Below are 16,675 nucleotides of genomic sequence, written 5' to 3'. Positions count from 1 at the left end.
GAGAAGCGCATGCACGCCACGCTCATGAGCCCGGTGTCCCGCGTCCCCCCGCGCCGGGCCGCGCCCGCTCGCCGCAGTGATCATCGCCACGCCGTCCGGTCCCGTGCCGTCGCCCGGCGAGACCGGGCCACCGCGATGACCCTGGCCGCGTTGCGGTGCCGGAGCCGTTTATCCGGCGCCCTATTCGGCACCGCCACGTCCGGATTTAGACGCATTGACGGCGTACGGGCGCGCCGAACACGAGCAAGCTCAATATTTGACGACGGACCGTCCCGAAATGGAATGATCTTGCAGTTGTCAGCAAATCTAGTCATCACATGCCGAGGAGGAGAGCCGTGCTGGATGCGGTCGACGCCGTGCTCGTCCGCGAGCTCCAGCGGGATGGCAGGGCGACCTTCCAGGCGCTCGCCGACCGGGTGGGGCTGTCTCGCACGGCCGTGCGGGCACGGGTACAGAACCTTCTCGAGACCGAGGTCGTCCGCGTCGTGGGGATCGTGCACGCCGCGGTCGTCGGGGCCGAGGCCATCGGCCACGTGTCGGTCACGGTCGACGGCTCGGCCCGCAAGGTCGCCGCAGCCATCGCCGAGCACACCGCGGTCAGCTTCACCGCCCTGACGGCGGGGCCGCACGACCTGGTCGCGCAGGTGCGCGCCCGGGACGACACCGCGCTGGCCGCCGAGGTCGACCGGATCCGTGCCGTCCCCGGGGTGCGCTCGGCGGAGGTGTTCCGCTCGGTGTCCACCGTGCGCGACACCCACGCCGTCGTGCGCGAGCTCGGTGACGTCACGCTCGACGACATCGACTGGCGGCTGCTGCAGGAACTGCAGCGCGACGGCCGCGCGCCGTACACCCGGCTGGCCCACATCATCGGCCTGTCCCAGGCCGCGACGCGGGCCCGGGTCGTCCGGCTGATGCGCTCGGGGGTCATCCAGGTCACCGGGCTGGCCGATCCGACCGCGCTGGGCGCCGCCGAGCTCGGCGGCTTCGGCCTGGTGGTGACCGGCGGGCTGCGCCGAGTGGCCGAGGCCGTGGCCGAGCAGGAGGGCGTGCGGTACCTGGCGACCGGCTTCGGCCGGTACGACATCGTCGGCCAGGCCGAGGCGTCCTCGCGGGCGGAGCTGGTGGCCGTCCTGGACGCCATCCGGGCGGTGCCGGGCGCGACCGTGCGCGAGTCCTGGCACCACCTGGACGTGGTCAAGGAGTCCTACGCCGTCGAGCTGCCCGACAAGCCGCTGGACGGCGAGTAGCGGAGTCCGGAGAGGACCGGCACCAAGGCGCCCGGGGGATCTGCCCGGGCGCCTTGATGCCGACGGTCACCTGGCGGGCGGGAACCGTACCGGCAGCGCCGTCAGGGCGCGGTGGAACGGCCCGGGCCGCCACGTCAGCTCCTCGGCCGGGACGGCCAGCTCCAGGTCCGGGAGCCGGTCCAGCAGCCGCTCGATCGCCACCGAGGCGATGAGCCGGGCGTGCCCCTTGGCCGGGCAGGTGTGCGGTCCCGCGCTCCAGGCCAGGTGCGCGCGGTTGCCGGTACGGCCGCGGGTCGCCCGGGACGGATCGGTGTTGGCGGCGGCGAAGCTGACCAGCACCGGCCGGTCGGCGGGCAGCCGGTGCCCGGCGAAGTCCACGTCCCGTACCGGGTACGTGGAGCTGTAGTTGGCCATCGGCGGGTCGGTCCAGAGGATCTCGTCCAGGGCGTCCTCGACCGGCAGGTTGCCGCCGGACAGGTCGCCGGCGAACCGGTCGTCGGTCAGCAGCAGCCGGACCCCGTTGGCGATGAGGCTCTGCTGCGGCTCGGTCCCGGCGCCCAGCATGTTCACCAGGTTGTGCGCCATCTCCTCGTCGGTCAGCCCGACCGGATGCCCCGCCATCCAGGACGTCACGTCCTGCCCCGGCCGCTCGCGCTTCAGCGTGACCAGGTCGAACACGGCCTGGGTGAGGACGGCGTTGGCCTCCTCGGCGCGCTCGAGGTCGAAGATGCCGCTCATCCCGTAGACCAGCCGGCCGCCGATGTCGGGCGGGCAGCCGAACATGTCGCTCATCACCAGCAGCGGCAGCGCGCGGGCGTACTGCCCGACCAGGTCGGCCTCGCCCGCGCCGGCGAAGTCGTCCAGCAGCCGGTCCGCGGCGTTCTCCACGTCCTCGCGCAGCTCGATCGTGTCGACCCGCGCCATCGCGTCGTTGATCGGCGCCCGCAGCCGGGTGTGCACCTCGCCGTCGGCGCACAGCACGTTCGGCCGGTAGGCCATCATCGGCAGGACGGGGCAGTCGGCCGGGACGGTCTTCTCCCAGCGGCTCGGGTTCTTCGGGAACGTTCCCGGATCGCGCAGCACCTCCAGCGCCGCGTCGTACCCGACCACCAGCGTCGCCTCGACGCCCGGCGCCAGCTCGACCGGTGCCAGCGGCCCGTGCAGGCGCATCTCGTCGTAGAGCGCCTGCGGGTCGGCGGCGAAGTCGTCCCCGTACATCGGGACGCGGTCGCGCGGGCGGCGGTCCTGGCCGGGCGGATCGGCGGAAGGGGGCCCGGGCGGTACGGGCGCGTTCGGGGACGGGGACGGCGTCTCGGCGGTCACACGAGCTCCTGGTCGAGGGTGAGCAGATGGTCGACGAGCGAGATCAGCGCCCGCGCCGAGGACGTGCGGTCCCGGGCGTCGCAGATCACCAGCGGGGTCGCGGGCAGCAGGTCCAGCGCCTCGCGGACCTCCGCCTCGGGGAAGACGGGGGAGTGGTCGAACCGGTTGACGGCCACCGCGTACGGCAGCCGGTGGGTCTCCAGCATGTTCATGACCTCGAACGACTGCTCCAGCCGCTCGGTGTCCACCAGCACCAGCGCGCCCAGCGCGCCGCGTGCCAGGTCGCTCCACAGCTGCTTGAACCGCCGCTGACCGGGCGTACCGAACAGGTACAGCACCAGGCGGTCGCTGAGGGTGAGGCGGCCGAAGTCCATCGCCACGGTCGTGGTCGTCTTCTCGGGAACCCCCGACAGGTCGTCGACGATCGCGCCCGCCTGCGTCATGTACTCCTCGGTGCGCAGCGGGCGGATCTCCGAGAGCGTGCCGACGAAGGTCGTCTTGCCGACCGCGAAGTGGCCCACGATGAGGATCTTGGCCGCGGTCCGCACGGTGTCGGGCAGGTAGCGCGCCTCAGCGGCCCCATCAGCGGCCGCAGAGAGTTCCGGGACCTCCGGGACCTCAGAGCGTGGCACGGAGTCCATCGAGCACCTCCTGGAGGATCTCGGTACGGGAGAGCCGCGACGACGGCGCCGCCGCCCGGGTGGTGACGTGGCCGCTGTCCATCAGGTCCGACAGCAGCACCCGGACGACGCCGACGGGCAGCCGGAGATGCCCGGCGATCTCGGCCACCGACAGCGCGCCGCCCCGGCACAGCGTCACGATGCGGCGCTCCTCGGGGTTCAGCCCGGTCAGCCGGTCGCTGACCGCGGTCACCAGCGTCACCAGGTCGAACACGTTGCGGGTGGGATGCGCCCGCCCGCCGGTCACCACGTGCGGCCGGACCAGCGCGCGCTCGCCGCGCCGCGGCCGGCTCACGCGGCCGGGCCGTGCCGGGGCGGCGTGGTCAGCTCCTTGCCCAGCCGCTGCACCAGTTCCTGGAGCCGGAACGACACCGACTCCATGTCCACCCGCTGGGTCGCCGAGACGGCCAGGTACGCGCCGGGCCCGGCGGCGACGAGGAACACGTAGCCGTCGTCGAACTCGGTCACCGTCTGCCGCCAGGTGGTGCCGGGGTCGCCGCAGAACGCGGCCGTGCCGCGGGCCAGCGACTGCAGGCCCGACATCCCGGCCGCCTGCCGCTCCGCCTCGTCCCGGCCGATCCGCTCCGAATGCGCCATCAGCAGCCCGTCGGCCGACAGCAGGATCGCGTACCGGGTCTCCGGCATCAGCAGCGTCTCGTCGAGCATCCAGCCGAGCTTGTTGCCGGCGGGGTCGTGGGCGGGCTCGTTCATGGCAGCAGGTCCTTTCCTTCTTCGTCGGACGGTGCCGCGTCGCGGCCGGAACGGGTCCCGCGCTGCCAGGCGCCCAGCCCGGCGGCCGTCTCGCGGGCCGGCCGCGCGGGCGTGCCCGCCACGTCCCCCGCGGGTGTGGACATGCCGGACGGCTCGGCGCGGCGGCGCTTGGGCAGGCCGCCCGTGGTCCGCGCGGAGGTGCTCATGGTCTCCCTCGGGGCCTCTCCGGCCCCTGTGCCGTTGTGCTCCGCGAGGCCCGGTACCGCCGCGCGCCGCCGTACCGGGGCCGATCCGGGCGCCTCCGGCTCGGGGACGTCGGTGAGGAGCCTGGAAGGCAGGAACACCACCGCCCGTACCCCGCCGTACGGGGAACGGGTGTCGACCGAGATGGTGAAGCCGTACCGGGCGGCCAGCACGCCCGCCACGGCGAACCCGACCTGCGGCGGGTCGCCCAGCCGGTGGATGTCGACCGACCGGAGCCCGGTGAGCATCCGCCCGGCCCGTTCCAGCTCGTCGGCGTCCATCGCGACCCCGGCGTCGTCGATCATGATGGCCACGCCGTTGTGCGTGGTCCGCACGTTCACCTCGACGGAGGTGTCGGGCTGGGAGTGCCGCGCGGCGTTGTCCAGCAGCTCGGCCAGCGTCAGCACGACGGGCTCGACGGCGCGGCCGACCACGGCCGCGTTCACCGGCGAGTGGACCTCGACCCGCAGGTAGTCGCGGATCCGGGAGGTCGCGCCGCGGACCACGTCGCTGAGCGTGGACGCCGAACGCTGCTGCCCGGGCCAGGACCCGCACAGCACCGCGGTGGCCTGCGCGCGCCGGCCGAGCTGGGCGTTCATGTGGTCCAGCCGCAGCAGGTCGGCCAGCACGTCGGGGTCGTCGTGCCGCTGCTGCATGGTGGTGATCGCCAGCTGCTGTTCGCCGGCCAGGCTCTGCACGCCGCGCATGGTGGACCGCAGCGTGACCTTGGCGGCCTTGTCGGCGCGGGCCTGGACCCGTTCCACCGAACCGGCGAACAGGTCCATCAGCTCGCCGGTGCCCCGCTCGTACGCGGGCCCGAGCGTCCGCGGATCGTGCAGCGGGCCGGGCACCTGCACGGCCGGGTTGTGCAGGGACTGCAGGAGCTCGGGCAGCCGGGTGGTGGCCAGATGCCGGAACTCCTCGTCCCGGCGCAGCACGCCGTCGGCCAGCGTGGCGTTCTCCCGGCGCAGCGCGGCCACGGTCTGGCGCTGGAGGACGAGCAGGACGGCGACCGCGGCGAGGCCGGCGATCGAGCAGACGATCGCCAGGGCCAGCAGAAATTGCTCCATCGGATCCTCGGGACGGGGCGAGCAGAGGGGGACGTGCGCTATCTGCCCTGCGATGGGCAGGTTCTCCGGAAAGGGGGGTTTGGAGACGATAGATCATCTCGGCCCTCCGGACTTGCGCCCACGCGCACGATGCTTGACGTGCGGCGCACGGTGACACCGATCGCCGCCCCCGGCGCGCCGGGCCGCCGCTCACGGTAAGTCCCGCTATGATCACTGATCGCGTGATCCGTGCGGTGGGGTCGCGCTGCGAGAACGAAGGGTGTCCCGGTGTCCGACGGTGCCTACACGGTGCAGACCGTGTCCACGGCGGAGCTCCCGCCCGCGGAACGGGCCGGCTTCTGGAGCGCGCACGTCAGCGGCAGCCACTGCCGCCTCGACTGCCGCTTCCCGCGCGGCGGCGACTTCCTGGGCGGGGCGACCCGCCAGCGCGGCGGCCCCTACCAGCTCATCGACTTCTGGTCCGAGCGGGTCGGCTACTCCCGTACCGCCGGGCAGGCCCGCCAGGAGCCCGACGAGGACTACCGCCTGCTGGTCCCGGTCGACGGCGGGCTCACCCTGCGCCAGGACGGCGCCGAGGTCCGGCTGACCTCCGGCACCGGCGGCCTGTTCACCCCGGCCGAGCCGTTCGAGCTGGTCCAGGACGCCCCGGCGCGGGCGCTCGTGCTGACCATCCCGGCACAGGAGGTGAACGGCCGGCTCGGCCGCCGCACCCCGCTGAGCGCCAGGTTCGACATGACCACCGGCCTGGCCCGGGTCGTCGACGGCATGATCAGGTCCGCCTACGAGGAGCGCGACCGGCTGAGCGCCCGCCAGTTCGAGGTGGTCTGCGACCGCGTCGCCGAGCTGATGTGCATGGTCGTCGACGCCGACGACCGGCCCGGCGCGCCCGGCCATCTGGCCGAGGTGGAGGCGATGGTCCGCCGGTTCGTCCGCGCCAACGCCGCCGACCCCGACCTCACCGGCGCCACCGTGGCGCACCGCCTCGGCTGGTCGCTGCGCCAGGTCCAGCTGGCCCTGCAGCACGCCGGCACCACCCCGCGCGAGCTGATCAGGGAGGAGCGGCTCCGGCTGGTTCGCGACCGGCTGCGCAGCCCCCGGCACCGGCACCGGCCCATCACCGAGCTGGCGCACGCCTCCGGCTTCTCCTCCGCCAGCGCCCTCAGCACCGCCTTCCGCCACCGCTACGGCGTCAGCCCCCGCGAGCTGCGCGCCGCAGCCTTCGGCGAGCCCTCCGGCCGGCCGCGGCCCGGACGGGCTTGAGGCTGTGACGGTCCGTGGTCATCAGCCGCGGCTCAGGGCGGCCTCCTCCAGGTCGAGTTCGTGCAGGACCCGTTCCAGGACCTCGTCGTCGATGCGGCGCTCGTCGCGCATCCGGACGAACGTGCGGCGCTCGGCGGTCAGCATCTCCAGGCGCAGCCGCCGGTAGGTGCTGGTGGGGACCTCGGCGCCCTCGGGGCCGGTCCCGCCGCCCAGCCGCTCCCAGGCCCGCAGCTGGCGGTGCTCGGCCAGCTGCCGGAGCCGTTCCAGGACGGACTCGTCCGGCGGCTCCTCCTCCTGGGCCACCAGCTCCTCCAGCCGGGCCAGCGCGGCGTTGGCGGCGGCGTGCTGGGCGCCCGCCTCCGAGACCGTGTCGGCGTGGCGCTCGTCGGCGGCGCCGACCCCGAGCCGGCGGATCAGCAGCGGGAACGTCAGGCCCTGGACCAGCAGCGTGCCCAGCACGGTGGTGAAGGTGAGGAACAGGATCAGGGAACGGCCCGGGAACGCCTCGCCCTCGGCGCCGCCGAACGGGATCGCGAACGCCGCCGCCAGCGACACCACGCCCCGCATCCCGGCCCAGGAGATGACGACCCGGCCGCGCCAGCCGATGTCGGCCTCCCGGTCGCGGGCCGTGGGCGAGGTCCACCTCGCCAGGTGCGAGGTGGGGAACACCCACAGGAACCGGACGGCGATCACCACGGCGAACACCGCGACCGCCCACCACGCCAGCTCGCTCCACCCGTACCCGGACAGGCCCTCCAGGACCAGCGGCAGCTGGAGGCCGATGAGCAGGAAGACCACCGACTCCAGAATGAAGATCAGGACCTTCCAGAAGGAGTGCCCGATCAGCCGGGTCACCGCCGGCGACGCGGCGAACCGGTCGCCGAGGTAGAGGCCGCTGACCACCACCGCGATCACGCCGGAGGCGTGCACGGTCTCGGCGATCAGGTACGCGGCGAACGGCGCCATCAGGATCACCGCGTTCTCCACCAGCGGATCCTTCAGCCGGGTGCGCAGCCAGTGCATCGGCGGGCCGAGCATCAGCCCGACGGCGACGCCGGCGATGGTGGCGAACAGGAACCGGACCAGGCCGTCCGAGAGCGTGAAGCCCGCGCCCGCCACGGCGGCCACCGCGACCCGGAACGCCGTCAGCGCCGTGGCGTCGTTGAACAGGCTCTCCCCGACCAGGATCGTCACCAGCCGGCGGGGCAGCCCCAGCCGCCGTGCCACGCTCACGGCGGCGACCGCGTCCGGCGGCGCCACGATCGCCCCGAGCACGAACGCGGCTGCCAGCGGCAGGCCGGGGATCAGCAGGTGCGCGGTGTAGCCGACGACCAGCGTGGTGAACAGCACCAGCCCCACCGACAGCAGGCCGATCGTGCGGGTGTTCTCGCGCAGGTTGATGGACGAGCTCTCCCAGGCGGCCGAGAACAGCAGCGGGGGAAGGAAGAAGAACAGCACGAGCTCGGGATCGAGCTCGAACTCCGGGACGCCCGGCAGCAATGCGAGCAGCAGTCCCGCGACGACGAGCGCGAGCGGCGCCGAGGCCCCGATCCGCCGGGCCAGCGCCGCCACCATCAGGGCGCTGACCGGGACCGCGAGCAGCCACAGCGCGTGAGTAGCCTCCACCCGTCGATCATGCACGATCCCGGGGCCGATCGGGCCCGGTCAGGTCTACAGCCGGTCGCGGACGCGGGATTCGCGCGAGGTCTCCTTGGCGAAGGCCAGGAACTCGCGCGCCACCGGCGCCAGCTGCCGGTGCGCGTGCACCAGTCCGATCATGCGGGTGATCGGCGGCATGAACGAGCGGACCGCCAGCCCTTCGGTGTCGTCGAGCTGGTTGCGGTACCACAGCAGCGAGCCCATCCCGGCCCGGACCCAGCCGAGCCAGGAACCGCGCTCGTCGGACTCCACCGCGGGCACCGGCTTGGCACCGATCCGTACCAGCATCGCGTCGAGCTCGGCCCGGCGTGCGCCGCCCTTGGCGGGCATCACCAGCCGCATGCCGTCCAGCGCGGTCAGCGGCACCGGCTCGCGCAGCCGCAGGGTCGGCGGCGAGATCAGCACGACCTCCCGCTGCTCGAACGGGTGCGCGGCCAGATCCGCGGGGACCGGCAGGTCGGTGACCGCGATCTCGGCGCGGCCGGCGCGCAGCGCGGCGGCCACCGACTCCCGCCCCTCGCAGCGGACCACCCGGACCCGCACCGCGGGCTGATCGCGGGCGAACCGGGGGATCAGCCCCCCGGTGAGCTCGGGCTCCAGCGACAGGGTGGTGGCGATGCGCAGCTCGGAGCCGCGGCCGTTGGCGCGGGTGACCGACAGGCACTCGATCGCGTCCACCGCGTCCAGCGCCACCCGCGCCTGCCGGACCACCCGCTCGCCCACCGCGGTGAGCACGACGCCGCGCCCGGACCGGGCGAACAGCTCCACACCGAGCTCGCGCTCCAGCTCCCGTACGGCCCGCGACAGCGCGGGCTGTGCGACGTAGAGCGCCTGAGCCGCCGACGTCATGGTGCCGTGGTCGGCGGTGGCCACGACATAGCGCAGCTGCCGCAGGTTCATGAGCCGACCGTATGCCAACGAACCCCTCTGGTCCTGGACATAGCCGGAACCGGACCCGGGACCTCTGGCGGCGCCGCGTTCGCTACGCCGCCGGACCGGACGGTTTCGAGGGGGGCGGGCCCGGCTCCGTCGCCGCGGGCTCGGCCCGTTCCCGGTCCGGCTCCAGGGGCGGGGCGCCGACGGCGCAGTGGGTCTTGCACTGCGGCTCGCGCTCCTCCGGCGCGGCGCGCAGCACGTCGTCGCCGACGGTGAGGAAGGTCAGCACCGCGCCCGCCGCCAGCAGCGCCGCGCACAGCGGCATCGCGGTTTGGAAGCCGTCGGAGAACACGGCCGGATTCTCGTAGGCGTCCCCGGTCAGCCCCGTCAGCGGCGGGATCGCGGCCACCGCCAGCAGGCCCGCCGCCCGCGCCACCGCGTTGTTGACCCCGCTGGCGACCCCGGCGTGCCGGACGTCCGCGCTGGCCAGCACCGTCGCGGTCAGCGGCGCGACCACGGCCGACAGGCCCAGCCCGAACACGGTCACGGCGGGCAGTACCTGCCACACGTACGAGGCGTCCGCTCCGATCCGGCCGATCAGCAGCATGCCGGCCGCCGCGACCAGCAGCCCGGCCGCCATCGGCCGCCGCGGCCCGATCCGCTGCGCCAGCGCCCCCGCCCGCGAGGACAGCAGCAGCATGAGCACGGTCAGCGGCAGCAGGGCCGTCCCGGCGGCGACCGCCGAGAAGCCCGACACCACCTGCAGGTTGAGCACGAACAGGAAGAACATCACGCCCATCCCGCCGTACACCACGAACGTCACCACGTTCACGGCCGAGAACTCCCGGGAGGCGAAGACCTCCAGGGGGAGCATCGGCCGCGGCACCTCGCGCGCCTTCCGGCCGCGCCGCCCGTTCAGGCGCGGGCCCGGCAGCCCGCGGCCCCGGCCTCGGGCGCGCTCGACGAAGACGAACCCGGCGGCCGCCGCCAGCCCCAGCACGGCCGCCAGCCCGGTGATCGCCGTGCTCGCGGTGGCCTCGGGCGCCTCGGTGAGCGCGTAGGTCGTCCCGGCCAGCGCCAGCGCGGCCAGCACCGCCCCGAGGATGTCGAAGCGGCCGCGCGCCTCCGGGTCCACGCTCTCGGGCACGTGCCGCAGCGTCACCAGGATGACGATGGCGGCCAGCGGCAGGTTGAGCAGGAACACCCAGCGCCAGCCGGCGACCTCCACCAGCCAGCCGCCGGCGAACGGGCCGATCGCGCCCGCCACCCCGCCGAAGCCCGACCAGGTGCCGACCGCGCGCGGCCGGTCCTCGGCCGTGAACGAGGCCTGGATGATCGCCAGCGAGCCGGGCGCCAGCAGCGCGCCGCCGACCCCCTGCAGCGCCCGCGCGGCCACCAGCGTGCCGATGTCCTGCGCCGCGCCGCACAGCAGCGAGGCCAGCGCGAACCACACCACGCCGATCACGAAGATCCGGCGCCGCCCGAACCGGTCGCCGAGCGAGCCGCCCAGCAGGATGAACCCGGCCAGGGTGAGCGTGTAGGCGTTCACCGTCCACTGCAGGCCGGCCATCCCGGCGTCCAGATCGCGGGCCAGCCGGGGCAGCGCCACGTTCACCACCGTGGCGTCCAGCGACGCCACGCTGGAGCCCAGCACCGTCGCCAGCAGGATCCAGCGGCCGGGGCCGGTGGCCAGCCGGACCTCGGCCATTAAACGATCAGTTCATCGGCGAAGCACCAGCGCCAGTCCTCACCCGGCTCGAACGACCGGACGACCGGATGGCCGCTGCCCCGGTAGTGCTCGGTGGCGTGCCGGCGCGGCGAGGAATCGCAGCAGCCCACGTGCCCGCAGGACAGGCAGAGCCGCAGATGGACCCAGCGGGTCCCCTCGGCCAGGCATTCCTGGCAGCCCTCGGGGGACCGCGGCGCCGGCGCGGCGTCCGGCAGGTCCTTCACATGTTCACACGTGCCCATGAAGACCATCGTGCCACGCGCGCGCCGGAAGATCACCAGTGGTCGGGGCTGAACGGCTCGTCCTCGGGCCGCGCGGACTCCGACAGCAGCCGCATGTCGGACTCGACCATCATGGTCACCAGCTCGTCGAAGGCGACGTCGGGCTCCCAGCCGAGCTGCTCGCGGGCCTTCTTCGGGTCGGCGCACAGCAGGTCGACCTCGGCCGGGCGGGTGTACTTGGCGTCCAGCACGACGTGCTTCTCCCAGTCCAGGCCGACGGAGCTGAAGGCGAACGCGACCAGGTCGCGCACCGACTGCGTCTGGCCCGTTCCGATCACGTAGTCCTCGGGGGAGTCCTGCGTCAGCATCATCTGCATCGCCCGCGCGTAGTCGCCGGCGAAGCCCCAGTCGCGCCGGGCGTCCAGATTGCCCAGCCGCAGCTCGGTGGCCAGGCCCAGCTTGATGCGGGCCGCGCCCAGCGTGACCTTGCGGGTGACGAACTCGGCCCCGCGGCGCGGCGACTCGTGGTTGAACAGGATCCCGCTGACCGCGAACATCCCGTACGACTCGCGGTAGTTCTGGGTGATGTAGTGCCCGTAGGTCTTGGCCACGCCGTACGGGCTGCGCGGGTGGAACGGCGTCTTCTCGTTCTGCGGGGTCTCCCTGACCATGCCGAACATCTCGGACGAGGACGCCTGGTAGAACCGGATCTGCGCGCGGCCCGGCGTCCGGGACGGGCTGATGCCCGACACCACCCGGATGGCCTCCAGCGTCCGCAGCACGCCCATGCCGGTGACCTCGGCCGTCAGTTCGGCCTGCTGCCACGACATCGGGACGTAGGAGATGGCGCCGAGGTTGTAGACCTCGTCGGGCTGGACCCGCTCGACGGCCGAGATCAGGCTGCCCTGGTCGAGCAGGTCGCCGGTGGTGATCTGGACGTCGCCGATGTGCTTGCGCAGCCGCGACACGTGCGGGTTCGCCTGACCCCGTACCAGGCCCCAGACCTCATAGCCCTGGTCGAGCAGGTGCTGGGCGAGGTACGAGCCATCCTGCCCGGTGATGCCGGTGATGAGTGCTCGCCTGGACAGCGGATCCTCCATGGCTGATAGGTCAGACGACGGGCCCGTCATGGGAGCCGTGCCCCACGATGAGTGTGAAGTCCGAGGTTAGCGACCCCTCGGACCGGCTGACGAGGGAGGGCACCGTTTAAACCGAATTTGTTTCGAGTTCGCCTCCGGCGGGGCGCCTGCGGGCCCGTGACGTGGCGGAACCGGGCCGGATGTGCCACCGTGTGATCATCATGAGGTGCCCGAATGCCGCCCACTGACACCGCGGCCGTCCCGCTGCGGCTGAACGGCCGCTCGCTCGGCCGGTACGCGATCATGGCCGTGGTCAACCGCACCCCCGACTCGTTCTTCGACCGGGGCGCCACCTACGGCTTCGACGCCGCGCTGGCGGCCGTCGGCCGGGCGGTGGCCGAGGGCGCCGACATCGTCGACATCGGCGGCGTCAAGGCGGGGCCCGGCGACGAGGTCGACGTGGCCGAGGAGCTGCGCCGGGTCGTCGACCTGGTCGCCGCCGTACGGGAGCGGCATCCGCGGACCGTGATCAGCGTGGACACCTGGCGGGCCGAGGTGGGGGAGGCGGTCGCCGCCGCCGGGGCCGACCTGCTGAACGACACCTGGGGCGGGCCCGACCCGCGGCTGGCCGAGGTCGCCGCCGCGTACGGGATCGGCCTGGTCTGCGCGCACGCGGGCGGGCTCGGCCCGCGCACCCGGCCGCACCGGGTGGGCTACCGCGACGTGGTCGACGACGTGATCGGGCACGTGGTCGGCGAGGCCGAGCGCGCCGTCGCGCTCGGGGTACGGCGCGACGCGGTGCTGATCGACCCGGCGCACGACTTCGGCAAGAACACCCGGCACTCGCTGGAGATCACCCGCAGGCTGGGGGAGATGACCGGCACCGGATGGCCCGTCCTGGTCGCGGTGTCCAACAAGGACTTCATCGGCGAGACCCTCGGCCAGCCGGTCGAGAAGCGCGGCGTCGGCACGATGGCCGTGCTGGGCGTCTCGGCCTGGCTGGGCGCCCGGGTCTTCCGCGTCCACGACGTCGCCGGCGCCCGGCGGGCCCTGGCCGCCGTCTCCGCGCTCGACCCCTGACGCTCCCGGCCGGGGCCGTGGGGCCCGGCAGGGCGGCTCAGTGGGCGCTTCCCGCCTCGGCCTCGCGGCGGCGGGCCCGGTACGCCGCCACGTGCATCCGGTTGCCGCAGGTACGGCTGTCGCAGTAGCGGCGGCAGCGGTTGCGGGACAGGTCGACCAGCACCCGGGAGCAGTCCGGCGCCTCGCACGTGCGCAGCCGGTCGAGCTCGCCGGCCGCGACCACGTACGCCAGCGCCATCCCGCAGTCGGCCGCCAGATGCTCGGCCATCGGGGCGCCCGGGGCGAAGAAGTGCACGTGCCAGTCGTAGCCGTCGTGGTCGGTCAGGTGCGGGGTGGCCCGGACGGCACCGATGATCTCGTTGATCAGCCCGACCGCGCGCGGCACGTCCGGGGCGCCGAACACCGCCCGGAACCGCTCGCGCAGCTCGCGGAACTCGGCCAGGTCCCGGTCGGTCACCTCGCGCACGCCGCTGAAGCGGTAGTCCTCCAGGAACGCGCGCAGCTCGCCGGGGCCGCCGAGCTCCTCCGCGCCGGACGCCTCCGGCGCGGTGTTGATCAGGGCGACGACGGTGGCGAGCGCGTGCTCGGTGTCATGAGTGAAGATCACGATGACTCCAGTCTGGGACCGGGGCGGCCGGGCCCACCCTATGCCGGGCGGGGCCGGGTCAGCGCGAGTAGTGCGGGTCGGCGACCACCGGGTAGTAGGACCCCTCGTGCTGGACGCGCATCGTGACGACCTGCCCGGTGAGCGAGTAGTCGGCCTTCACCTGGCGGTACATGGAGTCGCACGCCCACGGGTTGTAGAGCCGGCCCACGGTGGCGCCGTACCGCAGGTGGACGACGTCGTACCCCCCCGACGGCATGCTCTCCAGCGCCAGCCCGTCGGCCAGCGACAGCGGGAACCGGAACTCGGCCGGCGCGTCCGGCCCGTGGATCACCGTCAGCAGCCGCACGCCGCCGGTGGTGGTCTGCGCGACGATGTCGGTGTCGACGTCCACGCCCACGAAGACCCGGAGCGTGGGCCTCAGCACATGCCCGACCGTGTCGGCCGCGGTGACATCGATGCCGATGTGCACGCGCTGGCCGTCCTTGGTCGGGACCCACACCCCGTCGCGGGCGCGCTGCCCCCAGCCGACATCGGGGTTGTCCAGCTCCTGGGGCTCGTTCCTGCCCCGGGCGACGAGAACCCGGGATACGGCGTTCATCGCCGCGGCAGCCCCGTCCTGTGCATGCCTCATGGCGGGCCCCCTCGCCTTCTTCATCCATCACGTAGTGACGACGCACTGATTCGGGTCTATCACGGGGACGCGCGGCAGGATGCCCATTGACCTGCACCCGCCCGCCATAAGCCGGCCATAAGCCGATCGCCCCGTGCGACGTTGGACCTTACACCACCCGAAATCGGGTCGCGGACACGCGATGACCAGGATGGATCACGCAGGGTGCATGGCGCCGCCCGACCGTACTGGATGATCCGTCCAATAATGGCCGGCCTTCGTGGGGCGCCCCGGCGCCCTCCCGAACGCCCGCGCCCGGCCCGTCGCGGCGAAAATGCATTGCGCCGGATCACGAACCGCCGCATCCTTATGTGCATCGAAGAAAACGGTAGCGCAGAGGGGTGAGCCACCGGATAGGCGGCTGGTCTCCAAAACCAGCGAAAAGCAGGTTCGACTCCTGCCGCCCCTGCGGAAAGAACAATGGGCTTGTGGTGTAAAGGGAACACATCTGTTTTGCACGCAGACGATCAGGGTTCGAGTCCCTGCGGGTCCACCGGCCGGTCCACGCGGTCAGCGCGCGGGCCGGGATCGCCGTAGAGGCCTTTTCGGTGAGGTACCAGACTTCCACTCTGGAGAACCGGGTTCGAATCCCGGCTACGGCTCGGCACAAAGGCCAGGAGGGTTGGCCGAACGGGAAGGCAGCAGTCTCGAAAACTGACGTTGAGGTCGCACTCATAGGGGTTCGAATCCCTTACCCTCCGCCGGGAGCACAGGACGCCGCCCCGGGTCTCGGGAGAGGCCCGGGGCGGCGTCGTGCCCGCCCGTACGGGGCGGTCGCGGGTCAGCCGGCGAGCGCCGGGGCGAGGGCATGGCCGGAAGCGGTCTTCAGGTCGTTCAGTACTTCGGTGAGACGGTCCAGCCCGGCCGCGATCCACGGCAGCGCCACCGGGTCGGGGGCCGCCAGGGCCGCCAGCCGCTGCTCGTCGGTCTCCCCGTACAGCAGGCTCGTGGCCACCCGCATCCGCAGCGCCCTGGCGGGCTCGCCGAACGCGGCGGCGGGCAGCACCCCCACGCCGTAACGTTCCAGGAGCAACCCGGTCAGCTCCGCGCCGGTGTGCACGCCGTGGGCCTCGCGAAGGTGATCGCGGAACGGGTCGAGGTCGGGGTAGACGTAAAAGGCCGCCTCCGGCCGGGTGACCCGGGCGCCCGCGTCGGCGAACCGCCCGGCCACCGCCCCCGTGACGGCGGCGTGCAAGCGGCGGCTGCGGTCGATGTGCTCCACCAGTTCGGCAGGCTCGGCGAAGGCGTACGCGGCGGCGTGCTGCATCGGGGCCGGGGCACTGGACCACAGCTCACTGGCGATGCCCAGCAGGCGCTCGCGCAGGGCGTGGCCGAACGGCGCGTCGGGCAGCCGGGCCACCCCGAGCCGCCAGCCGCCGGCCGCCAGGCTCTTGCTCAGCGCGGTCGTCACCACGGTGCGCTCCGGCGCGTACTCGGCCGGGCTGGTCACCGTCCCGGCCGGGTCGTGCAGCAGGTCCCGGTAGATCTCGTCCGAGATGATCGCAAGATCGTGCTCGCGGGCGACCGCGCAGAGCCGGCGCACCGTAGCGGCGGTGGCCAGGGTGCCGGTGGGGTTGTCGGGCAGCGTCACCACCACGGCCCGGATCGTGCGCCCCTGGGCCCGGGCGCGGACGACGGCGTCCGCCAGCAGCGCCGGGTTGGGCACGCCGCCCTCGCCGGGCGTGATGGCGACCGGAACGGCCCCCGCGCCGGTGAGCGTGGCCTGCGCGGCGTACGACACCCAGCTCGGGGACGGGATGGCGATCTCGCCGCCGATCGCCATCATCAGCGCGAACAGCAGCGGCTTGCTGCCGGGCCCGGACACCACCAGGCCGGGATCGGTGGGCAGGCCCCGGCGGCTCCAGTAGCCGGCCGCGGCGGCGCGCAGGGCGGCCGACCCCGCGACCGGCCCGTAGGCACCCTCACCGGCCGCACCCGCCAGCTCCCGGGCGAGCGATGGGTGGATGGGGATGCCCGCCTCACCGAAGCCCAGCGGCAGCACCTGCCGCCCCTCGCGTCTTTTGCGGGCGATGGCTTCATTGATCGCAAGGGTCGGCGAGAGCGGGACCGGCCGGGTGGTCGGATCGAGCGCGGGCATCGAGAACTCCAGGCATGACGAAGACGGATGATGAGCGTGCTGAAGAGGCAGAACCCCGATAAATCGGGTGAATCCCCGTAACTGACCCGGCCGGGTTCACCTTCATCCTGCCCGCAATCGAG

16 protein-coding genes and 4 tRNA genes are annotated in these 16,675 nt (G+C 73.3%); 7 read left to right on the top strand and 13 right to left on the bottom strand.

Translation table 11 applies throughout. The features are described from left to right. Nucleotides 1-335: 335 nt before the first annotated feature. Nucleotides 336-1,247, top strand: a complete 912-nt coding sequence (locus tag ACH34Q_RS36910; RefSeq protein ID WP_395987811.1) for an Lrp/AsnC family transcriptional regulator — start codon at nt 336-338, stop codon at nt 1,245-1,247. 66 nt (nt 1,248-1,313) lie between these two features. On the opposite strand, the gene ACH34Q_RS36905 is transcribed toward ACH34Q_RS36910, so the two are convergent. The 5 genes from ACH34Q_RS36905 to ACH34Q_RS36885 are packed head-to-tail and all read right to left on the bottom strand — an operon-like array spanning nt 1,314 to nt 5,274. Next, the gene (locus ACH34Q_RS36905; protein ID WP_395987810.1) at nt 1,314-2,570 is read right to left on the bottom strand and encodes a cytochrome P450; all 1,257 of its coding nucleotides are present in this window, start codon (nt 2,568-2,570) and stop codon (nt 1,314-1,316) included. After that, entirely contained in the window at nt 2,567-3,211 is a 645-nt protein-coding gene (locus tag ACH34Q_RS36900) for a GTP-binding protein (RefSeq protein WP_395987809.1), read from the bottom strand. The genes ACH34Q_RS36905 and ACH34Q_RS36900 overlap by 4 nt, the downstream gene beginning before the upstream one ends. After that, on the bottom strand, nt 3,189-3,545 hold the full coding sequence (locus tag ACH34Q_RS36895; protein WP_395987808.1) for a DUF742 domain-containing protein: 357 nt from the start codon (nt 3,543-3,545) through the stop codon (nt 3,189-3,191). Before ACH34Q_RS36895 ends, ACH34Q_RS36900 begins: the two co-directional genes overlap by 23 nt. Then, nucleotides 3,542-3,961 (bottom strand): roadblock/LC7 domain-containing protein, encoded by a 420-nt coding sequence (locus tag ACH34Q_RS36890; protein ID WP_395987807.1) that lies wholly within the window; start codon nt 3,959-3,961, stop codon nt 3,542-3,544. Before ACH34Q_RS36890 ends, ACH34Q_RS36895 begins: the two co-directional genes overlap by 4 nt. Continuing rightward, the gene (locus ACH34Q_RS36885) at nt 3,958-5,274 is read right to left on the bottom strand and encodes an ATP-binding protein (RefSeq protein ID WP_395987806.1); all 1,317 of its coding nucleotides are present in this window, start codon (nt 5,272-5,274) and stop codon (nt 3,958-3,960) included. The genes ACH34Q_RS36890 and ACH34Q_RS36885 overlap by 4 nt, the downstream gene beginning before the upstream one ends. A gap of 267 nt (nt 5,275-5,541) precedes the next feature. Between ACH34Q_RS36885 and ACH34Q_RS36880 the strand changes: the two genes are divergently transcribed. Next, entirely contained in the window at nt 5,542-6,534 is a 993-nt protein-coding gene (locus tag ACH34Q_RS36880; RefSeq protein ID WP_395987805.1) for a helix-turn-helix domain-containing protein, read from the top strand. Nucleotides 6,535-6,555: 21 nt separating this feature from the next. On the opposite strand, the gene ACH34Q_RS36875 is transcribed toward ACH34Q_RS36880, so the two are convergent. The 5 genes from ACH34Q_RS36875 to ACH34Q_RS36855 all read right to left on the bottom strand — a co-directional run bounded on the left by ACH34Q_RS36875 (nt 6,556) and on the right by ACH34Q_RS36855 (nt 12,119). After that, entirely contained in the window at nt 6,556-8,160 is a 1,605-nt protein-coding gene (locus tag ACH34Q_RS36875) for a Na+/H+ antiporter (protein ID WP_395987804.1), read from the bottom strand. 45 nt (nt 8,161-8,205) lie between these two features. Further along, the gene (locus ACH34Q_RS36870; protein WP_395987803.1) at nt 8,206-9,093 is read right to left on the bottom strand and encodes a LysR family transcriptional regulator; all 888 of its coding nucleotides are present in this window, start codon (nt 9,091-9,093) and stop codon (nt 8,206-8,208) included. A gap of 82 nt (nt 9,094-9,175) precedes the next feature. Then, the gene (locus tag ACH34Q_RS36865) at nt 9,176-10,777 is read right to left on the bottom strand and encodes an MFS transporter (protein ID WP_395987802.1); all 1,602 of its coding nucleotides are present in this window, start codon (nt 10,775-10,777) and stop codon (nt 9,176-9,178) included. Continuing rightward, complete coding sequence (locus ACH34Q_RS36860) at nt 10,777-11,040, bottom strand: ubiquitin carboxyl-terminal hydrolase 14 (RefSeq protein WP_395987801.1); 264 nt, start codon at nt 11,038-11,040, stop codon at nt 10,777-10,779. The genes ACH34Q_RS36865 and ACH34Q_RS36860 overlap by 1 nt, the downstream gene beginning before the upstream one ends. A 32-nt stretch (nt 11,041-11,072) precedes the next feature. Next, nucleotides 11,073-12,119: a GDP-mannose 4,6-dehydratase gene (locus tag ACH34Q_RS36855; protein ID WP_395987800.1), complete on the bottom strand. Its 1,047-nt coding sequence runs from the start codon at nt 12,117-12,119 to the stop codon at nt 11,073-11,075. Between the two features lie 213 nt (nt 12,120-12,332). On the opposite strand from ACH34Q_RS36855, the gene folP reads away from it, so the two are divergent. After that, complete coding sequence (gene folP / locus ACH34Q_RS36850; protein ID WP_395987799.1) at nt 12,333-13,178, top strand: dihydropteroate synthase; 846 nt, start codon at nt 12,333-12,335, stop codon at nt 13,176-13,178. 37 nt (nt 13,179-13,215) lie between these two features. Here folP and ACH34Q_RS36845 read toward each other — a convergent pair whose 3' ends face one another. Next, nucleotides 13,216-13,785, bottom strand: coding sequence for a CGNR zinc finger domain-containing protein (locus ACH34Q_RS36845; protein WP_395987798.1), 570 nt, complete (start codon nt 13,783-13,785; stop codon nt 13,216-13,218). 58 nt (nt 13,786-13,843) lie between these two features. Next, nucleotides 13,844-14,416 carry a hypothetical protein gene (locus ACH34Q_RS36840; protein WP_395987797.1) on the bottom strand — a complete coding sequence of 191 codons (573 nt, stop codon included), beginning with the start codon at nt 14,414-14,416 and terminating at the stop codon, nt 13,844-13,846. Between the two features lie 376 nt (nt 14,417-14,792). Here ACH34Q_RS36840 and ACH34Q_RS36835 point away from each other — a divergent pair. From ACH34Q_RS36835 to ACH34Q_RS36820, 4 genes are all read left to right on the top strand, one after another. Beyond that, a tRNA-Trp gene (locus ACH34Q_RS36835) sits at nt 14,793-14,864 on the top strand. Between the two features lie 13 nt (nt 14,865-14,877). Further along, nucleotides 14,878-14,948 (top strand) — tRNA-Ala (locus ACH34Q_RS36830). Nucleotides 14,949-14,985: 37 nt separating this feature from the next. Next, nucleotides 14,986-15,057: transfer RNA gene (locus ACH34Q_RS36825), tRNA-Gly, on the top strand. A 14-nt stretch (nt 15,058-15,071) separates the two neighbouring features. Beyond that, nucleotides 15,072-15,156, top strand: a tRNA-Ser gene (locus ACH34Q_RS36820). An 80-nt stretch (nt 15,157-15,236) separates the two neighbouring features. Here the strand turns inward: ACH34Q_RS36820 and ACH34Q_RS36815 are convergent. Beyond that, the gene (locus ACH34Q_RS36815) at nt 15,237-16,553 is read right to left on the bottom strand and encodes a pyridoxal phosphate-dependent aminotransferase (protein ID WP_395987796.1); all 1,317 of its coding nucleotides are present in this window, start codon (nt 16,551-16,553) and stop codon (nt 15,237-15,239) included. Nucleotides 16,554-16,675 lie beyond the last annotated feature (122 nt).

The sequence above is a fragment of the Actinomadura sp. 9N407 genome, from assembly GCF_044326315.1.
Classification (GTDB): Bacteria; Actinomycetota; Actinomycetes; order Streptosporangiales; family Streptosporangiaceae; genus Spirillospora.
This window is presented reverse-complemented; position numbering and strand designations above follow the sequence as displayed.

Excerpts from the sequence above, each read along its gene's own strand:
- ACH34Q_RS36900 (WP_395987809.1), bottom strand. The coding sequence starts at position 3,211 with ATGGACTCCGTGCCACGCTCTGAGGTCCCGGAGGTCCCGGAACTCTCT.
- ACH34Q_RS36890 (WP_395987807.1), bottom strand. The coding sequence starts at position 3,961 with ATGAACGAGCCCGCCCACGACCCCGCCGGCAACAAGCTCGGCTGGATG.
- ACH34Q_RS36885 (WP_395987806.1), bottom strand. The coding sequence starts at position 5,274 with ATGGAGCAATTTCTGCTGGCCCTGGCGATCGTCTGCTCGATCGCCGGC.
- ACH34Q_RS36870 (WP_395987803.1), bottom strand. The coding sequence starts at position 9,093 with ATGAACCTGCGGCAGCTGCGCTATGTCGTGGCCACCGCCGACCACGGC.
- ACH34Q_RS36865 (WP_395987802.1), bottom strand. The coding sequence starts at position 10,777 with ATGGCCGAGGTCCGGCTGGCCACCGGCCCCGGCCGCTGGATCCTGCTG.
- ACH34Q_RS36860 (WP_395987801.1), bottom strand. The coding sequence starts at position 11,040 with ATGGGCACGTGTGAACATGTGAAGGACCTGCCGGACGCCGCGCCGGCG.
- ACH34Q_RS36855 (WP_395987800.1), bottom strand. The coding sequence starts at position 12,119 with ATGGAGGATCCGCTGTCCAGGCGAGCACTCATCACCGGCATCACCGGG.
- folP (WP_395987799.1), top strand. The coding sequence starts at position 12,333 with ATGCCGCCCACTGACACCGCGGCCGTCCCGCTGCGGCTGAACGGCCGC.
- ACH34Q_RS36840 (WP_395987797.1), bottom strand. The coding sequence starts at position 14,416 with ATGAGGCATGCACAGGACGGGGCTGCCGCGGCGATGAACGCCGTATCC.
- ACH34Q_RS36815 (WP_395987796.1), bottom strand. The coding sequence starts at position 16,553 with ATGCCCGCGCTCGATCCGACCACCCGGCCGGTCCCGCTCTCGCCGACC.